The 21,413-nt window shown below is 74.8% G+C and carries 15 protein-coding genes; 9 read left to right on the forward strand and 6 right to left on the reverse strand.

All coding sequences use genetic code 11. The features are described 5' to 3' along the window. On the forward strand, nt 1–3,803 hold a 3,803-nt coding region (locus tag ACZ52J_RS41055; protein ID WP_465626364.1), incomplete at its 5' end, for a type I polyketide synthase. Between the two features lie 178 nt (nt 3,804–3,981). Continuing rightward, nucleotides 3,982–4,746, forward strand: coding sequence for a thioesterase II family protein (locus ACZ52J_RS41060; protein ID WP_465626366.1), 765 nt, complete (start codon nt 3,982–3,984; stop codon nt 4,744–4,746). Nucleotides 4,747–4,870: 124 nt separating this feature from the next. Here ACZ52J_RS41060 and ACZ52J_RS41065 read toward each other — a convergent pair whose 3' ends face one another. The 4 genes from ACZ52J_RS41065 to ACZ52J_RS41080 all read right to left on the reverse strand — a co-directional run bounded on the left by ACZ52J_RS41065 (nt 4,871) and on the right by ACZ52J_RS41080 (nt 11,827). After that, nucleotides 4,871–7,771 (reverse strand): helix-turn-helix transcriptional regulator, encoded by a 2,901-nt coding sequence (locus tag ACZ52J_RS41065; protein ID WP_465626368.1) that lies wholly within the window; start codon nt 7,769–7,771, stop codon nt 4,871–4,873. 935 nt (nt 7,772–8,706) lie between these two features. Next, nucleotides 8,707–9,102 (reverse strand): helix-turn-helix domain-containing protein, encoded by a 396-nt coding sequence (locus tag ACZ52J_RS41070; protein WP_360509072.1) that lies wholly within the window; start codon nt 9,100–9,102, stop codon nt 8,707–8,709. A gap of 208 nt (nt 9,103–9,310) precedes the next feature. Further along, nucleotides 9,311–10,993, reverse strand: coding sequence for a flavin monoamine oxidase family protein (locus ACZ52J_RS41075; protein WP_465626371.1), 1,683 nt, complete (start codon nt 10,991–10,993; stop codon nt 9,311–9,313). Nucleotides 10,994–11,023: 30 nt separating this feature from the next. Further along, nucleotides 11,024–11,827: a carbon-nitrogen hydrolase family protein gene (locus ACZ52J_RS41080; RefSeq protein WP_465626373.1), complete on the reverse strand. Its 804-nt coding sequence runs from the start codon at nt 11,825–11,827 to the stop codon at nt 11,024–11,026. A gap of 254 nt (nt 11,828–12,081) precedes the next feature. Between ACZ52J_RS41080 and ACZ52J_RS41085 the strand changes: the two genes are divergently transcribed. From ACZ52J_RS41085 to ACZ52J_RS41100, 4 genes are all read left to right on the forward strand, one after another. Next, on the forward strand, nt 12,082–13,017 hold the full coding sequence (locus ACZ52J_RS41085; RefSeq protein WP_465626375.1) for an ACP S-malonyltransferase: 936 nt from the start codon (nt 12,082–12,084) through the stop codon (nt 13,015–13,017). Between the two features lie 53 nt (nt 13,018–13,070). Next, entirely contained in the window at nt 13,071–13,934 is an 864-nt protein-coding gene (locus ACZ52J_RS41090; protein WP_465626377.1) for a metallophosphoesterase family protein, read from the forward strand. Beyond that, on the forward strand, nt 13,931–14,602 hold the full coding sequence (locus ACZ52J_RS41095) for a 4'-phosphopantetheinyl transferase family protein (protein WP_465626379.1): 672 nt from the start codon (nt 13,931–13,933) through the stop codon (nt 14,600–14,602). The genes ACZ52J_RS41090 and ACZ52J_RS41095 overlap by 4 nt, the downstream gene beginning before the upstream one ends. 307 nt (nt 14,603–14,909) lie before the next feature. Further along, the gene (locus ACZ52J_RS41100; protein ID WP_465626381.1) at nt 14,910–16,340 is read left to right on the forward strand and encodes a class I adenylate-forming enzyme family protein; all 1,431 of its coding nucleotides are present in this window, start codon (nt 14,910–14,912) and stop codon (nt 16,338–16,340) included. 76 nt (nt 16,341–16,416) lie between these two features. On the opposite strand, the gene ACZ52J_RS41105 is transcribed toward ACZ52J_RS41100, so the two are convergent. Together ACZ52J_RS41105 and ACZ52J_RS41110 are read right to left on the reverse strand one after the other, a co-directional pair. Then, on the reverse strand, nt 16,417–17,061 hold the full coding sequence (locus tag ACZ52J_RS41105; protein ID WP_360509058.1) for a response regulator transcription factor: 645 nt from the start codon (nt 17,059–17,061) through the stop codon (nt 16,417–16,419). Next, complete coding sequence (locus ACZ52J_RS41110; RefSeq protein WP_465626383.1) at nt 17,058–18,407, reverse strand: sensor histidine kinase; 1,350 nt, start codon at nt 18,405–18,407, stop codon at nt 17,058–17,060. Before ACZ52J_RS41110 ends, ACZ52J_RS41105 begins: the two co-directional genes overlap by 4 nt. A 220-nt stretch (nt 18,408–18,627) precedes the next feature. Here ACZ52J_RS41110 and ACZ52J_RS41115 point away from each other — a divergent pair, with 220 nt between their 5' ends. Genes ACZ52J_RS41115 through ACZ52J_RS41125 form a run of 3 tightly spaced genes read left to right on the forward strand, consistent with a single transcriptional unit; the run spans nt 18,628 to nt 21,262 of the window. Next, the gene (locus ACZ52J_RS41115; protein ID WP_360509054.1) at nt 18,628–19,137 is read left to right on the forward strand and encodes a hypothetical protein; all 510 of its coding nucleotides are present in this window, start codon (nt 18,628–18,630) and stop codon (nt 19,135–19,137) included. 14 nt (nt 19,138–19,151) lie between these two features. Continuing rightward, the gene (locus ACZ52J_RS41120) at nt 19,152–19,652 is read left to right on the forward strand and encodes a PH domain-containing protein (protein ID WP_465626386.1); all 501 of its coding nucleotides are present in this window, start codon (nt 19,152–19,154) and stop codon (nt 19,650–19,652) included. Beyond that, on the forward strand, nt 19,649–21,262 hold the full coding sequence (locus ACZ52J_RS41125; protein WP_465626387.1) for a PH domain-containing protein: 1,614 nt from the start codon (nt 19,649–19,651) through the stop codon (nt 21,260–21,262). The genes ACZ52J_RS41120 and ACZ52J_RS41125 overlap by 4 nt, the downstream gene beginning before the upstream one ends. Nucleotides 21,263–21,413 lie beyond the last annotated feature (151 nt).

Genomic DNA, 21,413 nt, shown 5'->3' on the forward strand with positions numbered 1-21,413 from the left:
AGGCGTGGGTGCGCGGCGTGGCCGTCGACTGGCGGGCCGCCGCCTTCGCCGGCACCACCGCCGTCCCGCCGCTCGCACTCCCCACCTACGCCTTCGAGCGGGAGAACTACTGGCCGCGCCCGTTGACCGGCTGGCTGGGCGACGTCACCTCGGCCGGTCTCGGGTCCGCCGACCACCCACTGCTCGGCGCGTCCCTCGCGCTGGCCGACGGCGACGGCGAGGGGTACCTGTTCACCGGCCGGCTCGGCCTGGACTCGCACCCGTGGCTGGCCGACCACGCCGTCGGTGAGCTGGTGCTGCTGCCGGGCACCGCGTTCGTGGAGCTGGCCGTCCGGGCCGGCAACCAGGTGGGCTGCGACCGGCTGGACGAACTGACTCTGGAGGCACCGCTGTTCCTGCCCGCGCAGGGCGGGGTGCAGGTCCAGCTCTGGGTCGGCGCACCGGACGACGGCGGCCGGCGCACCGTCAGCCTCTACTCCCGGGCGGAGGCGGCCGAGGCGGAGGAGCCGTGGATCCGGCACGCCGCCGGCCAGCTGTCCGCAGCTCCTTCGACCGACGCCGGCCCCGACCTGTCCGAGTGGCCGCCGGCCGCTGCCGAGGCCGTCCCGGTCGACACCGTCTACCAGGGCTTCGCGGCGGCCGGGTTCGACTACGGCCCGCTGTTCCGGAGCCTGCGCGCGGCCTGGCGCCGCGACGGCGACCTGTTCGCCGAGGTGGAGCTGCCGGAGGAGAGCCACGACCAGGCAGCCCGCTACGGACTGCACCCGGCGCTGCTGGACGGCGCGCTGCACGCCATCGGCCTCGGCGGTGTGCTGGCCGGTGCCGGACAGGCCCGGCTGCCGTTCGCCTGGGGCGGGGTGCGCCTGCACGCGGCGGGGGCTGCCTCGCTGCGGGTGCGGATCACCGCACAGGGCGCCGACGCGGTCTCGCTGGCAGTGGCGGACGGCACCGGCGCGCCGGTCGCCACGGTCGAGCAGCTGGTGCTGCGGCCGGTCGCGGTGGACCGGCTGTCGGCGGGTCGGACGGCCTTCCACGAGTCGCTGTTCCGGGTCGACTGGTCGCCGGTGCCGCTGGGCCCGCCCGCCGCGAGCGCGCCGGGCGAGGGCTGGGCGGTCCTGGCCGCGGAGCCGGACCTCGGCGGCCCGGGTGCCGGTGCTGCGGCGGATGCGGCTCGGCTGCTCGGCCTCGGCGGGGCGACCCCGTACGGCGGGCTGGACGCGCTGTCCGCCGCCGTCGCGGACGGTGCGGCCGCCCCGGGTACCGTCGTCCTCCCGCTGCTCGGCGGACCGTCGGAGCACGGGACGGACCCGGTGTCCGCGACCCGTGCCCGGCTGCACGCCCTGATCGGACTCCTCCAGCAGTGGCTCGACCTGGAGCCGTTCGCGGACTCCCGCTTGGTCGTGGTGACCCGCGGGGCGACGGCCCCCGCCGATCCGGAGGCCACCGCCGACAGCCCGGCGACCCCCGGCGACCTGGCGGCGGCGGCCGCGTGGGGATTGCTGCGGACGGCCCAGGCGGAGCACCCGGACCGGATCGTCCTGGTCGATCTGGACGCCGACCCGGCCTCGCTGCACGTCCTGCCGCGTGCCGCCGACTGCGGCGAGCCCCAGGTGGCCCTGCGCGCCGGGGACGCGCTCGCCCCGCGCCTGGCGCGGGTGCCCGACGCCACCGACTCCACCGACACGGCCGACGCCACGGGGCCCGCGCTCGACCCGGACGGCACGGTGCTGGTCACCGGCGCGCTCGGCCTGCTCGGTGCGCTGGTCAGCCGCCACCTGGTGACGGCGTACGGCGCGCGGCGCCTCCTGCTGGTCTCGCGCCGGGGTGCGGACGCCGAAGGGGCCGACGCGCTGTCCGCCGAGCTGACCGCGCTCGGCGCCGAGGTGACGCTCGCCGCCTGCGACGTCGCCGACCGCGCCGCCCTGGCCGCGCTGCTCGACGGCCTGGCGCACCCGCTGACCGCCGTCGTGCACGCCGCCGGTGTGCTGGACGACGGCCTGCTCGCCTCGCTCACCCCCGAACGGCTCGACGCCGTGCTGCGCCCGAAGGTCGACGCGGCGTGGAACCTGCACGAGCTGACGGCCGGCCACCCGCTGGCCGCGTTCGTCCTCTTCTCGTCCGCCGCCGGCGTGTTCGGCATGGCGGGCCAGGGCAACTACGCGGCCGCCAACGCCTTCCTGGACGCGCTCGCCGAGCGGCGCCGCGCCGCCGGCCTGCCCGCGACCGCGCTCGCCTGGGGCCTGTGGGCCGAGGAGAGCACCATGACCGGCGAGCTCGGCGAGGAGGGCGTCCGGCGGTTGGCCCGCGGCGGCGTCATGGGGCTCTCCTCCGCCGAGGGCCTGGCCCTCTTCGACACCGCACTGGCGCTCGCCGGCGCCACCCGGGCCCCCGCCGACGCCGATGACCCCGCCGCCGGCCCCGGTGGCGCGCTGCTGGTACCGGCCAGGATCGACCTGGCCGGGGTGCGGGCCGGCGCCGCCGCGACCGGCCGGGTGCCCGCGCTGCTGCGCGGCCTGGTCCGCATCCCGCTGCGGCGCTCCGCGGCGGCCGGCGGTTCCTCGCCGCAGCTGCTGGCCGAGCGGCTGGCCGGGCGGTCCGCCGAGGAGCAGGACGGCATCCTGCTGGAGCTCGTCCGGATGCACGCGGCGGCCGTGCTCGGTCACCCGCGGCCGGACGCCGTGGACGCCGAACGGGCCTTCCTGGAGCTGGGCTTCGACTCGCTGACCTCCGTGGAGCTGCGCAACCGCCTCGCCGCGGCCACCGGCCTGCGGCTGCCGGCGACGCTGCTCTTCGACCACCCGGCGCCGCGGCTGGTGGCCGCCAGGCTGCGTACCCTGCTCGGGGCGTCCCGGACGTCCGGTGCTGCGACGGACGGGCCGGGTACGGAGCCGGCGGCCGGCAACGGGGAGAGCGGGCGGCCGTTGGGCAGCATCGGCGCCCTGCTGCGGTCGGCGGCGGCGACGGGCCGCAGCGGCGAGTTCATGGAGCTGCTGTTCGCGGCCTCGCGCTTCCGTCCGGCCTTCGACGCGGCCGAGGCCGCGTCGGCGTCGGCGCCCGCGATGGAGCCGGTCCGGCTCGCCGAGGGGCCGGAGCAGCCGCTGCTGGTCTGCCTGCCCTCGCTGCTGGCGATCTCCGGGCCGCACCAGTACGCCCGGCTGGCCGCGGCCTTCCGCGGGCGGCGGGCGGTGAACGCGCTGCCGCTGCCCGGCTTCCTCCACGGCGAGCGGCTGCCCGCAGACGCGGCGGCGATCCTCGAACTGGCGGCGCAGAGCGTGCTGCGGGTCGCCGACGGCGCGAAGTTCGTGCTGCTCGGCCACTCGACCGGCGGCCTGCTCGCCCAGGCGACCGCTGTCCGGCTGGAGGAGCTCGGCGCCGGACCGTCCGCCGTCGTGCTGGTCGACACCTACTCCTTCACGGCGCCCGCCGCGCCCGGCGCCCCGACAGCGGGCGGCGGGGCGGCCTCCGTCGCCGAGCTGCTGCCCGTGCTGACCGGCGCGATGCTGGCGCGCGAGGGTGCGTACGTGCCGATGGACGACGCCAGGCTCACCGCGATGGGCGGCTACCTGCGGCTGTTCACCGGTTGGCGCCCGGCGGGGATCGCCGCTCCGACGCTGCTGGTGCGGGCGCCCGAGTCGCTCTCCGCGCCCGGCGCCGGCGCCGAGGCGCTCACCAGCGGGGCCCGGGCCTCCTGGCCGCACGAGCACACCGTGCTCGACGGTCTCGGCGACCACTTCACCGTCATGGAGGAGCACGCCGCCGCGACCGCCGGGCTGATCGAGAACTGGCTGCGCGAGGTCTGCTGAGCCAGGTGCCGGCGCCTCCCGCCGCGGCGGCGCCGGCACCGCCACGGGCACCGGCCCCGAGTGCCGGTGCCGTCCGCGCCGTCCCGGCCCGACCCCCGGCGGGCCGGGACGGCCCCCCCGCACAACCGCGACCCACCGACCCACCCACCCGTCCTTCGACCGAAGAGAGAGATCCCGCATGACCGCGCCCGACCCCGCCGAGTACGACCTCTGGATCCGCCGCTTCCACCAGGCCCCGGACGCCCCGGTGCGGCTGCTGTGCCTGCCGCACGCCGGCGGCTCGGCGAGCTTCTACTTCCCGGTGTCCGCCGCACTGTCGCCGGGCATCGAGGTGCTCGCCGTGCAGTACCCCGGCCGGCAGGACCGCCGCTCCGAGCCCGGCATCGGGACGGTCGCCGAGCTCGCCGACCGCATCCACCGGGTGCTCGCCCCGGTCGAGGACGACCGCCCGCTTGCCCTGTTCGGGCACAGCATGGGTGCGGTCCTCGGCTTCGAACTGGCCCGGCGGCTGGAGGCGGACGGGCGCGCCCCGGCCGTGCTCTTCGCCTCCGGGCGCCGCGGGCCGGCCACCCACCGGGACGAGCGGGTCCACCTGCGCGACGACGACGGCCTGGTCGCGGAGCTGAAGACGCTCAGCGGCACCAACACGGCACTGCTCGGCGACGAGGAGATCCTGCGGATGATCCTCCCGGCGATCCGCAACGACTACCGGGCGATCGAGACCTACCGCCGCCCGGAGGGCGGGCCGCTGAGCAGCCCGATCGTGGCGCTGATCGGCGACGACGACACGAAGTCCAGCGTGGAGGAGGCCAAGGCGTGGGCCGAGGAGACCACCGGCGACTTCCGGCTGCGGGTGTTCCCCGGCGGCCACTTCTACCTCGCCGCGCACCAGCGGGAGGTGCTGGCCGAGATCACCGACGGGCTCGCCGCGCACTCCGCCTGACCGGGCGGCAGTACGCCGTCGGCCCCGCTGGGCGAGCGGGGCCGACGGCGCATGAGGAGAGGTGATGTGGTCGTTCTGCCGCGCCGGTGCGGAGCGCGGAGCGGGCTGCGGGAGCGATCGGGGATCAGGCGTAGCCGGCGGTGCCCCCGCCGGCCGCCAGGCACAGTTCGCCCGGCAGGTCGCTGCGCCGGGTGACCTTGAGCTTGCGGTACACCCGGGTCAGGTGCTGCTCCACGGTGCTGACGGTGATGAACAGCTCACGCGCGATCTCGCGGTTGGTGTGCCCGAGCGCGGCCAGCGAGGCGACCCGGCGCTCGGCGTCGCTGAGGCCGCCCGCAGAGGCGCCCCCTGCGGTCTGCGGAACCTCCTCGCGGACGTCGGAGAACAGGTTCGACAGGCCGCGCTGGATGGGCTCGGCCCGGTGCTCCTTGGCCAGCTGCCAGGCGCGGGTCATCATGATCCGCGAACGCTTGTGGTCGCCGAGCTTCTGGTGGGTGTAGCCGAGGTCGGCGAGCGCCAGCGCCAGCTCGATCGGCGAGTCGCTGCGCTGGAGCTCGTCGACGGCCTGCCGCAGCAGTGAGGGGCGGTGCTTGAGCTCGGCGACGGCGGCGCTCAGGCGCACCGTCATGCCGCGGGAGCGGGACGGCCCTGGTTGCAGGCGCCGGGTCTGCTCGTCGATCAGCACCCTGGCCTTCTGGGAGTCGCCGGCCTGCAGGTGCACCCGGGCCGCGGCGCCGCGCCACGGCACCACGCTCGGCAGGTCGAGGTCCCAGTCCTGCATCATCTCGCCGCAGATCGTGAAGTCGTCCAGGGCGGCCTGGGAGTTGTTGGTGGCCAGCCGGAACTCGCCTCGCGCATAGAGGTAGTGCAGGCCGTAGCGGGTCTTGTAGATGGCCTGCGGCACCGGGCGGTTGAGCAGTTCCGCGGCGTCCTCGTACTTGCCCATCGCGGTCTGCGCGCAGAGCAGGGTGGCCAGCGGGAGGGCGATGTTGACGCCCCAGCCCTGCCAGGGCATCGCCTCCAGGGCGGCCATCGCGTCGCGTTCGGCGTCGGCCAGCCGGCCCTGGCGGGCGGCGATCTGGCTGCGCAGCGCCAGCAGCGGCGGGCGCCAGCCCTCGGCGGCGTTGCCGATCCGCTCCAGCAGCTGGTCGCAGCAGAGCGCCGCCCGGTCCAGCTGGTCGCCGTAGATCAGCGCGAGCAGGGCGAACTCGGCCTGCTCCCACGAGCGGTAGGTCAGGCGCAGGCTGCGCAGGACCTGTTCGGCGGCGAGGAAGGTGTGCTCGCGGGCCCGCCCGCTGAGCACCTCGTCCAGGACGGCGGCGGCCTGCAGCTGCGGGTCGGCCCGGACGGCGGCGGGGGTGTGCCCCTCGTCGACCCGGCAGGGACCGAGCGGCGGCAGGTCGGCGATGGCGCCGGGGTAGGAGCTGGAGAGCATGAGCTTGACGGTCTGCAGTTCGGCGGCGGTGCGGCTCTCGACCGTCCACTGCTGGCCGATGATGTGTTCGAGGATGGCCGAGGCCTCGGTGAGCCGGCCGTGCCGCAGCAGGTACTTGAGCACCACGACGGACTGGCGTTCGCCGAGGTCGCCGGAGCGCAGGGCGGAGGTGAGCTGCGGCAGGTGGCGGACGGCGTTGCCGGCCTGGAGCTGCCACTCGACGCCGGCCAGCAGGGTCAGCACCTCGCCGCGCCGGCGGCGGTCGGTGCAGCTGCGGTGGGCGTGCTCGACGCAGCGCCGGGCCAGTGCGGCGTCGCCGTCCACCAGCGCCTCGCGGGCGACGTCGCAGAGCACCTTGGTGCTCCAGGCCTCGCCGGGTTCGGTGGAGGCCAGCAGCTGCTCGGCGATGGCCCGCTCGGGGGCGCCCCGGGTGTAGAGCAGGTGGGCGGCGCGGAAGTGCAGGCGGCTGAGCTCGCCGGCGTCGGTGTCGTGCAGGACGGCGGTGCGCACCGCCGGGTGGCGGAAGCGGCCGTGCTCCAGCATGCCGGCCGAGTCGAGACCTCTGATCACGCGTTCGACCGAGGCGGGGGAGCGGTCCACCAGGTGGCCGAGCACCTGGACGCAGCTCTCGTCGCCGAGGACGGCGATGCCGCGGGCGACCGCCAGCGCCGAGGCCTCGCTGCGGTGCAGGCAGCTGACGACGGCTTGGGAGAAGGCGTAGCCGGCCCCCAGAGTGGCGGACCGGGCTTCGGAGGGCAGCCGGGTACAGGTCCGTAGGTCGTCCAGCAGGGCGTGGACGAGCAGCGGGTTGCCGCCGGTCAGGGCATCGACCCGGGCGCAGAGCTCGGGGGCCGCGAGCTCCTCGTCGCGCTGCCCGACGGTGCGCCGGCCGTCCTCGAGCCGTGCGCCGGTCAGGGCGCTGACGCCGTCGTGGCTGAGCGGGCCGAGCATCACGCGGCGGCAGTTCGGCTGGCGCAGCAGTTCGGCGTGGAAGGCGGGCTGCGGGTGCTGGGAGGCGGTGCGCTCGGCCAGGACCACGGCGATCCGGGCCGAACCGAGCCGTCGGATCAGGAAGAGCAGCCACTGCAGGGAGTGCTCGTCGGCGTGGTGCACGTCGTCGACGCAGATCAGGATCGGCGACACGGTGGAGAGTTCGAACAGGACGGCGCAGAGTTCCTGGACCAGATCGCCGCAGAGCCGGGCCGGTCGGCCCGCGTCGGAGTCCGGGCCGGTCCGTGCGTGGAGGGCGGGCGGCGCATCGGTCCCGGCGGCCGCGGCGGAGGTGACGGCGAGCCGCAGCAGGCGCTGGACGTGCTCGTGGCGCGCCGGGTTGAGCGGGGCGTGGCGCAGCAGCTGGCCGGCGATGCTGAGCGGCGTGTGGTCCTCGGCCTGCGCCCCGACGGCACGCAGGGTGACGAAGCCTGCCGTGTGGGCCTGCTCGCACAGTGCGCTGAGCAGGACGCTCTTGCCGGTGGCGACCGGTCCTGCCACCAGGCCGACCGCTCCCACCCCGTTCAGTGCGTCGGTGGTGATTCGGCTCAGCTGGAGCAATTCCTCGCCACGTTCGATCAATTCGGTTCGGGGCGTCATGTGCTGGGCTCCTCGCTTCGGTTCCCGACAGCCGACCGTGGCGAATGCCCGGGTACGGGGGCGCGTTCGCGCACGGCGGCACGGAATGTTCAAAGGCGTTCCCGGCAGGCCTCCGGGCCTCGGCTCGCGGGGGCCGGTCGACGGGGCGTCGGTTCGCCGGGATCGGGGCGTCGGCACCGCTGCCCACCGGGCGAGTCCTCGCTGGCGGCGCCGCTCGCCTCACTGACTGGCAGGCGAGAAAACGAAGTTGACGGTGCGTCTGGATCTGTTTCGAGGCGATCCGTTCGGCTGCCTGTTCCCAACGTGTTGAATGCCATATCCCATAGCGTTGAACACTGTTCCCCCGGTGAACTGGCGGCGACAATTCCGGTCCGGCCCGAATGAAGAATGATCCGGGATTCAACCAGAATCGCGATCGCACGGATTGCATGCCCGTCCGCTCCGCCACTGTGGCCGTCTGCCGAGGCCGTGAAAAGGAGTTGCGGGACAACTGGTCAGAACATAACACTGCCGAACCCCGCCGGACGATACCTGCCATCAGGAACTGATCAAGATTGGTAGCCGCTAGGAGCCCTAGGGGTAGGGGTAGGGGCCCCCGTTCGGCGGGGTCGAAGCCGCAAATCCGGGCTAATCGCCCATCTCGCCGGGCTGCCGCCCGCCCGTGCGGCGGCCCGGAGCCGTCAACTTCCGAACAGGGGTACCCGCCGGCGCCGTCCGGGGTCGCTCATTTCCGTAACTGTCCCGTAATTACTCGGACATACAAGCGAACGGCCGGTTTCCCGCAGCGGAGTGCTGCTGAGGGAAACCGGCCGTCCGTGGGTGGGCGATTCGGTGGTCGTGAGGTGGAGCGGTTGTGTGCGGCGGGTCCGGCCGCGGTCGGCGCGGGATGCGACCCGCCGGGCCGGGGCCGATGTCCGGGGCCTGAGGGCAGTGACCTACGGCTGCCGGCAGTCGGAGCGGTCGCCGTCCTGCGGAGGGACGCCGCCGGTGTCGTTCGCGGTCCCGTCCCGGACGACCAGCCGGCAGCGGCGGCTGCGCAGCGTGCCGGTGAACGCCAGGTGCGGGCCGAGGTGGCCGACGATGCGGTCGGCGGCGGATTTCGAGATGCCGAAGAGAGTGGCCACCTCACGCATGGTCAGATCGGTTCGCCGGTACGTCATCACCAGCAGGACCCGGTCCTCCAGTCCGAGAGCCCAGCGCCGGCCGGCCCGCGGCCCGTCGTCTCCGGCGAGGGGGCGGAGTGACTCCAGCAGTTCGGCGAACTCGTCGGCGGCCAGACCGGTGAGCAGTTTCACCCAGGTCGTCTCCGCCGCGCTGATCAGCTGTGCCATCGCCCGTCCTGCCCGGTCCGGTGTTGCGCCGCCGCCGGCCTCCGTCCGGCTCCGGGGCGGCGGGCCGGACCGGCACGGCTCCCGACACCCGAGGTCCGGTCGCCTCGTGCCCGGCCGTCCCGGGCCCAGCCCCCACCTAGCGTCCACCGCTGCCGTCCCCCATCGCTACCCAGCCCGACACCCGCATGCCTGCCCACGAGGCGTGCGCTCACTCCTCCGGCAGGAGGAGCGGCGCGATCTCGTCGAAGACGTCCCCGGGGCCGGGATTGGCCGGGTCGGTGGCGCCGCCGAGGTGGTGCACCACGCCCCATACCGCGTTGAGTGCGGTGGTGACCGCGCCCTCGGCGAATCCCGCCGTCCAGGAGACGTCGTCCCCGGCCAGGAAGAACCCGCGCTGACCGGCCGGGAAGCCGTCCTGCACGAACTGGGTGAACAGCCTCCGCTGATAGCGGTACTGTCCGGGCAGGTTCGCCTTGAAGGCGCCCATGAACAGCGGCTCGGTCTCCCAAGTCACCGTAACGGGCGGTCCGATGATATGCCTGCGGAGATTCACCGTGGGATAGATTTCCGCCATCCGCGCGAGCAGGACCTCCAGCCGCTCCTCGTCGCTGAGCGTGGCGAACTTCAGCGAGTCGTCGTTCCACGTGTACGACAGGCAGATGACGCCCGGCCGATCAGGGCCGCCCTGGTCGAACAGGTAGACCCCGCGCGGCGCACGGTCGGTGAGCGTCATGCTCATCATGTCCGCGCCGGTGGCGGGGTCGCGATCCAGCCAGAACGGCCGGTCCGTCAGGACGAACAGCTTCGAGGCGCCCATGTAGTGGGTCCGCTCCACCGCCGTCCAGTGCTGCTGGGAGAGCAGGGCCGGGTCGCACGCGACCCGGTTCAGCAGTGTCCACACGTGCGGTGTGAAGACCACCGCCGCGTAGCGCTCCGACACCCCGTCGGCGTCCGTCACCTCCACGCCGTCGCCGGCCCGGCGCAGCGCCCGCACCCCGGGACGCGGCCGCCCGCCGTGCAGGGTGGCCAGCGAAGTACCGGCCGGCCAGTGCCCGCCCGGGCCGGCCGGGCGCGTCCACAGCCCGTCCACGAACCCGCCGGTCCCGCCGACCAGCCGCACCTGGTCCTGGTCGGCGCCGGTGAACACCACCCGCAGCACCTCCAGGATCGAGTTGGGGAAGTCGGTGTCCCAGCCGCCGGTGCCGAATCCCACCTGTCCGAAGATCTCCCGGTGCCGGAACGAGCGGAAGTACGGCGAGGCCGCCAGGAAGCCGTAGAAGGACTGGTCGTCCAGGGTGCGCACCATCCGGTTCCACACCGCCTTCAGCAGCGGGGCGTCGCGCCGACGGACGGAGGCCTCCACCACCGCCAGCTCGGCCTGCTCCAGCAGCGTCTTCTCCCAGGCGTCCGACACCTCCCGGTACACCGGCGGCAGGTCCTCCGCCGTCCGCGCCACCCGGTGCTCGCCGTTCAGGTGCACCAGGGTGCTCGGGGTGTGCGCCGACAGCGGGTTGGGGAACGGACTGGTCTCCAGACCGAGCGCGTCCACGTAGTGGAAGAGCGCCCGCGCCGACTGCGGGAAGCGCATCGCGCCCATCTCGGCCGAGACTGCCGGATCCGCCGGGAAGGGCACCGCCCGCATCCGGCCGCCCAGCTCCCCGGCCTCGTACACCACCGGGCGCAGGCCCAGCCGCAGCAGCTCGTAGCCGGCCACCAGGCCCGCAACGCCGCCGCCCACCACCGCGACCGGCGTGCCGCGCCGCTCGGCCGGCACCCGGCCGAGCCCGGCCGGATGAGCCAGCCAGTCGTCGTAGGCGAACGGGAAGTCGGGGCCGAACATCGTCAGCGGGGCGGTCAGTTCACGCGAGAACGCGCCGGTACCGGGAGACATGGGACACCTTTCGGGGCCCAGCCCACAGGGTCAGCCCAGTCGGGCGGGCAGACCCTCGTAGAGCTCGGGACGCCGGTCGTGGAGATAGGGAGTGTCGGCGCGCGCCTTCGCCACCACGGCCGGGTCGACGTCCGCCAGCAGCAGACCCTCGACGGGTTCCTCCAGGGTCACCCGCGTGCCGTCCGGCGCGGCCACCGTGGTCAGCCCGCAGAAGTCCAGGCCGCCGTGCGCGCCGATCCAGTTGCTGTACGCCACGTACAGCTGGCTCTCGAAGGCCCGGGCCGGCACCAGGGTCCTGGCGACGACGTCCCAGGGCCGCATCAGCGCCGTCGGCACCAGCAGCAGCTGGGTGCCGGCCATCGCGTGCGCCCGCACCGGTTCGGGGAACTCCACGTCGTAGCAGACCAGCAGCCCCACGGTCAGCCCGCCGAGGCGGGCCTGCACCACGCCGCGGTCGCCCGGGGCGAAGCGGGAGGCGTCCACGTCGCCGAACAGGTGCGCCTTGCGGTAGGCCGCGAGGGTGCCGCCGTCCGGGCCCACCAACCGGGCCGCGTTGTAGACGCCGGTGCCGTCGTCCTCCGGCCAGCCGTGCACCACGGCGATGCCGAACTCCCGGGCGACCGCGGAGACGGCCGCGCAGTGCGGGCCGTCCACCGGCCCGGAGGCCTCGGCCAGGTTGCCGGGCCGCAGCGGATAGCCGCCGAGGGTCATCTCCGGCGCGACCAGCAGCTCGGCGCCCGCCTCGGCGGCCCGGCGGGCCGCCTCCCGCAGCCGCGCCACCAGGTGCGGGACGTCGGGGGAGCCGCACGCGGCCTGCCAGCAAGCAATCCTCATCGCGTGCGTCCTCAGGTAGCGGGTGCCGTCGTCCCCGGGCGTCGTTCGCCGCCACCGACGCTAGGCGGACGCCGCCCGCCCCGACAACCCCTGGTCAGCGAGGGTCCGCCGCGGCCGCCGGCCTAGGGGCCGCAGGGGTGCCGACAGGGGTGGCGGCCGCCCCGGCCGGCGCGGTTGTGTTCCACCGGGACCCCTGCCCCCGGCACCGCCGGCCGGCCCCGTCCCGTCCCGAACCGCCGACAGAACGGGCTGACATGACGACCGGTGAGCCGGGGAGCAACGCACTCGTCTTCCCCGCCATGGGCCCCTCGCGCTTCGCCGACTTCGGCCGCTTCATGGTGGTCAACGCCGGCGCGCGGAAGTACTTCGCGGCCGCCGACGAGGTGCTCGGCCACAGCGTCTTCGACGCGCTGCGCGACAGCGACGACGACTACTCCGAGACCGCGCAGGTGGCCTCCTTCGTCGCCTCGCTGGCCCTGGTCGAGTGGGGTCTGGCCACCGGCCGGCAGGAGCCGGCCGACTACTGCGCCGGCGTCAGCTTCGGCAAGTCGGCGGCCGCCGCGCACGCCGGCGTGCTGCCCTTCGAGGAGGCCGTAAGCCTGGTCGCCGAGACCGCCCGCTGCGAGGCCGCGTACTTCACCGAGCACCACCGCGACATCGTCACCCACTCCTTCGTCAAGATCGGCCCGGAGCTGCTCGACGAGCTGCTCGCCGAACTCGCCGACGCCGGGGAGTGGTACGAGGTCTCCTCCCGGCTCGACCACGATCTCTGCATGGTCTCGCTCTCCGAACGGGCCCTGGACGGCTTCAAGCGCCGTATCGGCGACAGCGGGGGCTACTCCCTGTACACGATGCGCCCGCCCGCGCACGCGAGCATCTTCGGCCCGCTGCGCGACCGCGTCGAGCAGGACGTCCTCGCCCGCTACCGGCTGCGCGACCCGCGCGTGCCGATCGTCTCCGACCAGGACGGCTCGCTGGTGGAGAGCGCCTCGCAGGCCTCGGCCTGGCTGCTCGGCGGATTCGTCCGCCCGATGAACTGGCCCGGCGTGGTGGCCACCCTGGCCGGCCTCGGCGTCGACCGGATCACCATCGTCGGACGCGACCGGCTGCTGCGCCGGCTGCGCTGCACCGTCGACAACTTCAGCACCAGCACGCTCGCCCCCGAAACGGCACTCACACCAGCCGCCTGACCGGCCGTCGGCGCACACGCGCGGCCGAGCGGCCCCGAGGAAGGCACCACCCCTTGACGAACCACCCCGGTGCGGCGGACGGCACGCTCTTCGCGACCAGTGACCTGCACATCGGCTACCAGGAGAACCGCGCGATCGTCGAGGGCCTGCGCCCGCACGGCCCGCGCGACTGGCTGATCGTCGCCGGTGACATCGGCGAGATCGCGGCCGACGTGGAGTGGGCCCTCGGCGTCCTCGCCGAGCGCTTCGCCACCGTCGTCTGGGCACCCGGCAACCACGAACTGTGGACGCACCCCTCCGACCCGGTCGCGCTGCGCGGCGTCGCCCGCTACGAGCACCTGGTGCGCATCTGCCGCGGCCTCGGCGTGCACACCCCGGAGGACCCCTACCCGCTCTGGCACGGGGAGGGCGGCCCGGTGCGGATCGCGCCGCTGTTCGTCGGCTACGACTACACCTTCCTGCCGCCGGGCACCCGGACCAAGGCGCAGGCCCTGGCCCGGGCCCACGAGAGCGGCGTGGTCTGCTCCGACGAGTACCTGCTGCACCCCGACCCCTACCCGAGCCGCGAGGCCTGGTGCCGGGCCCGGGTGGCGGCCACCGAACGCCGGCTCGCGGCGGAGGACCCGGCGGTGCCGACCGTCCTGGTCAACCACTACCCGCTGGTGCGCACCCCGACCGACGTCCTGTACTACCCCGAGTTCGCCCAGTGGTGCGGCACCACCGCCACAGCCGACTGGCACACCCGGTTCCGCACGGCGGCCGTCGTCTACGGGCACCTGCACATCCCGCGCAGCACCCGCTACGACGGCGTCCGCTTCGAGGAGGTGTCGGTCGGCTACCCGCGCGAGTGGCGCCGACGCGGACCGGGCGCGCCGGCCGGGCTGACCCGGATCCTGCCCGAGCGGGGTGCCCGGTGATCGAACGGATCCTGCCCGACGGGGTCGCGGTGGCGGAGTCCACCGGGGTGCTGCCGACCGCGGCCGCCGAGGCGCCGGAGCTCTTCCCCGAGGAGCAGGAGCACATCGCGGCGTCGGTGCCGCTGCGGCAGGCGGAGTTCCGGGCGGTCCGGGCCTGCGCCCGACGCGCCCTGGCCGCCCTCGGCCGCCCGGCCGTCCCGCTGGTGCCCGGTCCGCGCGGGGAACCCCGCTGGCCGGACGGCCTGGTCGGCAGCATGACGCACTGTGCCGGCTACCGCGCGGCCGCCCTGGCCCCGGCCGACCGCCTGCTCAGCCTCGGCATCGACGCCGAGTCCGACCTGCCGCTGCCCGAGGGCGTCCTGGAGGCGATCGGCCGCCCGGAGGAGCTGCCGCAGCTCGCCGCCCTGCGCCGCGCGCGGCCCGAGCTCCACCCGGACCGGCTGCTGTTCAGCGCGAAGGAGAGCGTCTACAAGGCGTGGTTCCCGCTGACCGGGCTGATGCTCGACTTCACCGAGGCGACCCTGGTGCTCTCTCCGGACGGCATCTTCACGGCACGGCTGCTCGTCCCCGGCCCGGTGGTGGCCGGGCGCCGGCTGCCCGGCTTCCGGGGGCGTTGGCTGGCCGCGTCCGGCCTGGTCCTGACGGCGATCGCCGTGCCGCGGCCCTGAACGTCCAGCACGGTTGCGGTGAAGGGGAGTTGACGGACCGGGGCGACCCCGCAGGGGTGGGGGCGGATAGGGGTACTGCAGCCGCCGACCCGTCGGTAACGTCCCGGACGTGGCGGAGCTCCGGCGATCCCGGCCGGGCCCCGACCGCCGGTCGTGCGGCGCGCCCGGCGCCACGGGCGCCCGACCCAAGGCCGCGTCAGCCGACTGCCGCGGACCTCCCCCTCGGCCCCGGATCCGACGCCCGCGCGCCGCAGTGGCGGGCGCGCCCCCTCGGTGGCCGCCGAGTACGAGAAGGAAGAGTGAGCCGATGGCGGCAAAGATCTTTGCGGAGGACTCGGCGGCGACGCTCGCCGAGTTCGAGCAGGACACCCTGAGGGTCGCGCAGGTGCTGCGCGAGCGCGGCGTCGGACTCGGCAGCCGGGTGCTGCTGAAGGCCGGGAACTCCGTGAGCTACGTCTCCGTGCTCTTCGCCCTGATGCACCTGGGCGCCTCGGTCGTCCTGGTGGACCAGCAGGAGAAACGAGAGGCGACCGGCTCGATCATCCGCCGCGCGGGCACCAAGCTGGTGCTGGTGGACGACGACGCGCCGGTCCCGCCGGAGGCCGATCCGGTCCACCTCTACGAGCTGATCTCCGTCGCCCCCGAGGTCAGGGTGACGGATCAGCACCTGGACTTCGGCGCCTGGTGCGACCTCGACGACGCACTGATCATGTGGTCCTCCGGCTCGACCGGCGCACCCAAGGGCATCGTCAAGAACGGCGGCCGGTTCCTGAAGAACCTGGAGCGCAACGCCCACCACATGGGCCACACCGCGGAGGACGTGCTCCTGCCGCTGCTGCCGTTCTCGCACCAGTACGGCCTGTCGATGGTGCTGATCGCGTGGATCGTGCAGGGCTCGCTGGTCATCGCCCCCTACAAGCGCCTGGACCGGGCGCTGCGGATGGCCGGCCCCTCCGGGGCCACCGTGCTGGACGCCACCCCGGCGACCTACCGCAGCATCCTGGGCATCCTGCGCCAGAGGCCCGTCCTGGAGCGCTCGCTCGGCGCCGTCCGGATGTTCTGCAGCGGCGCCGCCCCGCTCGACCAGTCGCTCACCGACCTGTACGTCGAGCGTCTCGGCCTGCCGCTGCTCGACAGCTACGGCAGCACCGAGGCCGGCAACGTCGCGTTCGCCACCGCCGACAACGCGGTCTCCTGCGGCCGGGTCATGGACGGCCTGCGGATCCGGGTCGTCGACGACGAGGACCGCGAGGTGCCGGCCGGAGTCGTCGGCGAACTGCTCGTCGAGACACCGGACGTGATGATCGGCTACCTGACGGACGAGGGCGGCATCGACCCGGTCGCCCAGGACGTCTTCCGCACCGGCGACCTCGGCTACCTGGACGCCGACGGCAACCTCTTCGTCCTCGGACGGAAGTTCGCCGTGCACCGCAACGGCCACACGCTCTACCCGGAGATCGTCGAGCGCAAGGCCGCCGCCGGGGGCTGCGCCACCCGCATCGTCGCGCTACCGGACGAGCGGCGCGGCAGCAGCCTGGTGTTCTTCGTCGAGGACGAGCAGCTGCGCGACGCCGCCCACTGGCGGGCGGTGCTGGGCGAGCTGCTGCCCGTCTACGAGCAGCCGAACCGGGTGGTCGTCGTGGAGGGCTTCCCGCTCAACCGCAACGGCAAGCCGGACAAGCGCCGGATGTCCGAGCTCGCCCTCGCCGGCGCGGGCCCGGCGGCGCCGGACGCCTGAGCCGGGTCGGCTCGGCGGGGCCGCCGTCCGGCACCCGGACGGTGGCCCCGCCGCGCGTCCGGCCGCGGCCGCCCGGTCAGTCCAGCAGCCCGCGCTCCATCGCGGCCAGCACCGCCGCCGTCCGGTCGGACACCTCCAGCTTGCGGAAGATCCGCAGCAGGTGCGTCTTCACCGTCGCCTCGCCGATGTGCAGTTCGCGGCCGATGTCGGCGTTGGTCAGACCCCGGCCGACCAGCTGCAGCACCTCGCGCTCGCGCGCCGACACCGGCGGCGCCTCCTGCGCCCGCGCCCGGAACAACCGGCCCGCGACGGCGGGGGAGAGCACCGTCTCGCCGCGGGCGGCGGCCCGCACCGCGTCGATCAGGTCGCTGCGCGAGGTGCCCTTCAGCAGGTAGCCCGCCGCGCCCGCCTCGACCGCGCGCAGGATGTCCGCGTCGCTCTCGTACGTGGTCACCACCACCACGCGAGGGCGACGCGAGTGCGCCAGGATGCGCGCGGTCGCGGTGACGCCGTCCATCGTGCCCATCCGAAGGTCCATCAGCACCACGTCCGGGTCGAGCGAGGCGGCGAGCACCACCGCCTCCTCGCCGCCGCCGGCCGTCCCCGCGACGGCGATCCCCGGCGCGGACTCCAGCATCGCCGACAGGCCCTCGCGGACCACGGGGTGGTCGTCCGCGATCAGCACGGTGATCGCCCGGGCAGCGGGGGCGGGCGGCGTCATCGGTTCCCTCCGTCGGGATCGTCGCGGGTGCTGTCGTCGGGCCGGGCCGGGCCGACGGTGCCGAGCGGCACCCGGACGTCCACCACCGTCCCGAAGCCGGGCCTGCTGGACACCCGGGCGGTGCCGCCGGTCTCCGCGAGCCGGGCCCGCAGTCCGCGCAGCCCGTACCCCTCGGTCGGCCCCGCGGTGTCGAACCCGCAGCCGTTGTCGGTGACCGTCAGCCGCACCTCGCCGTCCGTGAACTCGGTCCGCAGCGCGACCCGTCGGGCGCCCGCGTGCTTGCGGACATTGGCCAGCGACTCCTGCGCGGCGCGCAGCAGCACCACCGCGACCGCCGTCGGCAGCGGGAACTCGGTGCCCTCGGCGGTGTAGTCGACGGTCAGCCCGGTCTCGGCGGCGAACGCCCCGCCCCGGCGCCGCAGCGCCTCGCCCAGCGAGTCGCCGCGCAGCGCCGCCGGGGTGAGCGCGGCGACGAAGCCGCGGGTCTCCGCCAGGTTGTCGACGGCGGACCTGGCGGCCAGTGCGAGGTGCCGCCGGGCCAGCTGCGGGTCGTCCTCCAGCTCCGCCTCCGCGGTCTGGATCAGCGCGATGATGCTGGTCAGGCCCTGGGCCACGGTGTCGTGGATCTCGCGGGCCAGGCGTTCGCGCTCGGCGGCGATCCCGGCCTGGCGCGACAGCCGGGCCTCCCGCTCCCGGCTGCGCTCCAACTCATCGATCAGCCGGCCGCGTTCGCGGCTCTGTTCGATCACCCTGGTGATCCACAGGCCCAGCAGCACGGTCAGCGCGATCCCCAGCAGGGTCAGCGGCAGCACGCCGAGCACCTCGGGGCCGAGCCGTCCGCTGCTGACCCACACCAGGGCGGGCGGCACCAGGTTGGCGCAGAGCACCACCGCGATCCCGAGCGAGGACGGCAGGCTCATCAGCAGCATCGGGCAGACGGCGAACAGTGCGAAGGCGGCGGCCAGGTCGAGGACGGCGGCCACCGCGAACAGCGTGAGCAGACCGGCCGCGAACCAGCGGCTGCGGGGCGGCCGTTCGCCGCCGCGCAGCAGTGGCCGCCCGAACGCGGCGTACCAGGGCACCATCAGGGTCAGTGCGGCGACCGCGCCGGCGACCCGGCCCGGCGCGGCCTGCGAGGTGAGTAGCAGCCCGGCGGTGACGAGGTAGCAGAGCCCGAAGTAGGCGTCCCACAGGCCGGCCCAACGGGCCATCGGATCCTGTCGGAAGGCCGCCTGCGCGCCGTCGGCGCGGACGTCCGGCGCACCCGGCGCACCCGGGTCGGGCGGGTCGGAGGGGACGGGACGGACGGCGGCGGGGGGCTGGTCGGGCAGGGCACGGGCTGGCACGCTGACCAGTCCTACCACGCGCCCTCCGCCGCGTGCACCCGCCGACCGGCGGCCCGTCGGCCGGGCCGGTCCGCGCCGCGCCGTCGCCCCGGGTGTCCACCGACCGGTGGACACCCGGTCCGTCCACCGGTTGTTCCGGCGCCCGCGCCGCGTCCCTAGCGTGGAGATCAGCGAGGACGAACCGCGTTCCTCGACGGACGATCCTCGGGAGCCGCACCACATGAGCGGGTTCACCACCACCCTGGTGGTCAGCGGGACGGTGCTGGCCGTCATCCTGGCCAGCGACCTCGGCCGACGCCGGGTCACCACCATGCGCCTGATCCGGCCGCTGATCGCGGTGGCCGCCGTGATGGTGCTGTTCTTCCACAGCCCGCAGCTGGCCGGCAACGACCTCTCGCTGCAACTGGTCGGCATCGGCATCGGCATCATCCTGGGCCTGACCGCCGGGGCGATGCTCCCCGGCGAGCTGGATTCCGACGGGAACGTGTACACCCGGGCGGGCCTGCTTTACGCATTGTTCTGGCTCCTGATGTCGGCGGCCCGGGTGGTCTTCGTCTACGGAATCGAGCACTGGTACACCGCCGATATCATCGAGTTCGCCATCAAGTACCGGATCAGCGGGCCCGACGTGTTCTCGAATTCGCTCGTGCTGATGGCACTCGCCACCGTACTCGTACGCACGGTCGTGGTGCTGAACCGCCGCCGACGCCTCCGGGTCACCATCCGATAGGAACAGGACAGGAAATGCCCTCATCCGAAGGACTCCGGCTGCGGCCGCCGCGGCACCGGGTGGAGCGCCGCGCCCTCGCCTGGTGGACGGTGCAGGCCTCGCTGATCCCCGTACCGCTCATCCTGGCCGCCGCCGCGCTCTACCTCCTGATCCCGCCGGCCCGGTTCGTCTTCGGGTGGGTGCTGCTCGCGGTCACCGTCCCCGGCGTCGCGTACATCGCGGTGATGCCGCAGTGGCGCTACCGGGTGCACCGCTGGGAGACCACCGACGAGGCCGTCTACACGGCCTCCGGCTGGCTCTGGCAGCGCTGGCGGGTCGCCCCGCTGTCACGGATCCAGACCGTGGACACCGTCCGCGGTCCGCTGGAGCAGCTGTTCGGGCTCGCCGGGATCAAGGTCACCACGGCCTCCGCCGCCGGCGACGTGACCATCCGCGGCATCGACCACCGCAGGGCCGTCGAGGTCGTCGAGCACCTGACCCGCACCACCCAGGCCACCCCGGGGGACGCCACATGAGTACCGAACCCGCAGGGCCCGAGCAGCCCGGCACGGCCGACTCCGTCGCCGACCCCGCCACCGTCCCCGGCCAGCGCGCCGGGACCGCGCCCGTCGACGGGCCGGAGGGCCCCGACTGGCAGCGGCTCAGCCTGCGCTCCGTCCCCGTCCACCTCAGCTGGCTGCTCGCCCCCGCCGCCACCGCGGCCGGCACCGCGCTGGGCGGCCACGGCACGCCGAACCTGCAGGCCCTGATCACGGTCGCCTCGCTCACCATCGCCTTCGGGGTGGTCGCCGGCATCAATCTGATGCGCTGCCTCACCACCCGCTACCGCGTCACCCACGACCGGCTGGAGGTCCACAAGGGCCTGCTGTTCCGCAGCCGCCGCACCGTCCTGCTGGGGCGGATCCGCAACGCCGACGTCACCGCCAAGCCGCTGCAGCGCCTCGCCGGCCTCGCCGCGGTCACCGTCGGCGTCGCCGCCGTCGGCTCCTCGGGCGGCTCGCTCACCCTGGACGGCGTCACCCGCGACCAGGCCGCCGCGCTCCGCCGGGACCTGCTCAACCGGCGCGCGGCGCTGCTCGCCGCCGGCCACGACGGGCAGGTCGAACAGGCCGCCGACGACACGATCGCCGCCTTCGACCCGTCCTGGACCCGCTACGCCCCGCTGACCGTCTGGGGCGTCGGCGGCCTGTTCGCCGTGCTCGGCGCCGCCTACCGCACCCTGCACGAGATGCAGGTCGACCCGCTGGAGCTGGGCGTCGTCCGCAGCGCGGCCGACGCCTTCACCGCTGTGCCCGTCTGGGTCGCCGTCCCGGTCACCCTGCTGGCCGTCGCCGCCGTCGGCACCGCCGGCGCGGTGGCCCTGTACGTCGAGGGCTGGTCCGGCTTCCGGCTGGCCCGCGAGGAGGGCGGCATTCTGCGGGTGCGGCGCGGACTGTGGATCCACCGGTCGGTCTCCATCGAGGAGCGGCGCCTGCGCGGCGTCGAGCTGGTCGAGCCGCTGCTGCTGCGCTCGGGCGGCGGCGCCCGGCTCCAGGCCGTCGCCGGCGGACTCGGCTCGGCCGAGGAGAACCGCTCCCGCGGGGCCCTGATGCCGCCCTCACCGCGTTCCGAGGTGCTCCGGGTCGCCGCCGCGGTGCTCGGCGACGACCGGTCGCCGACCGAGCGCGCCGACCTGCACCGCCACCCCCGCCGGGCGCTGCGCCGCAGGCTCAACCGGGCCCTGCTGGTCGTCCTGCCGGTGGTCGGCGCGGTGGCGCTGCCGGGCATCTGGCTGCCCGCCTTCCTGGTCGCCGCCGGGATCAGCGCCGCCGTGCTGCTGCCCGCCGGCGCCCTGCTCGCCGCCGACGCCCACCGCGCCCTCGGCCACGGCCTCACCGGCCCCTACCTGGTGGCCAGGTCGGGCACCTTCGTCCGCCGCACCGTCGCCCTCCGGCGCGAGGGCGTGATCGGCTGGACGGTCTCCCGCTCCTACTTCCAGCGCCGTGCCGGGCTGCTCACCCTGGGGGCCGCCACCGCGGCCGGTGCGGGCGTCTACCGGGTGCGCGACGTCGCCGAGGGGGAGGGGCTGGCCTTCGCCGAGGAGGCCGTGCCCGGGCTCCTCGCGCCGTTCCTGGTCCGCGACTGACCGGACCGGCACCCGGCTCACCCGGGTCGCGGCCCGGGGTGAACGTCCCGCACCCCGGTGCCCCACTCGGGCGCGAGTTCCGGTGGCCCGCTTTACCGGCCCGCCGGGACGCGCTAGCGTGGCCCGATTGTGGGTGAGGAATTCGCCGGGC

Source organism: Kitasatospora sp. NPDC034035, from assembly GCF_055575755.1.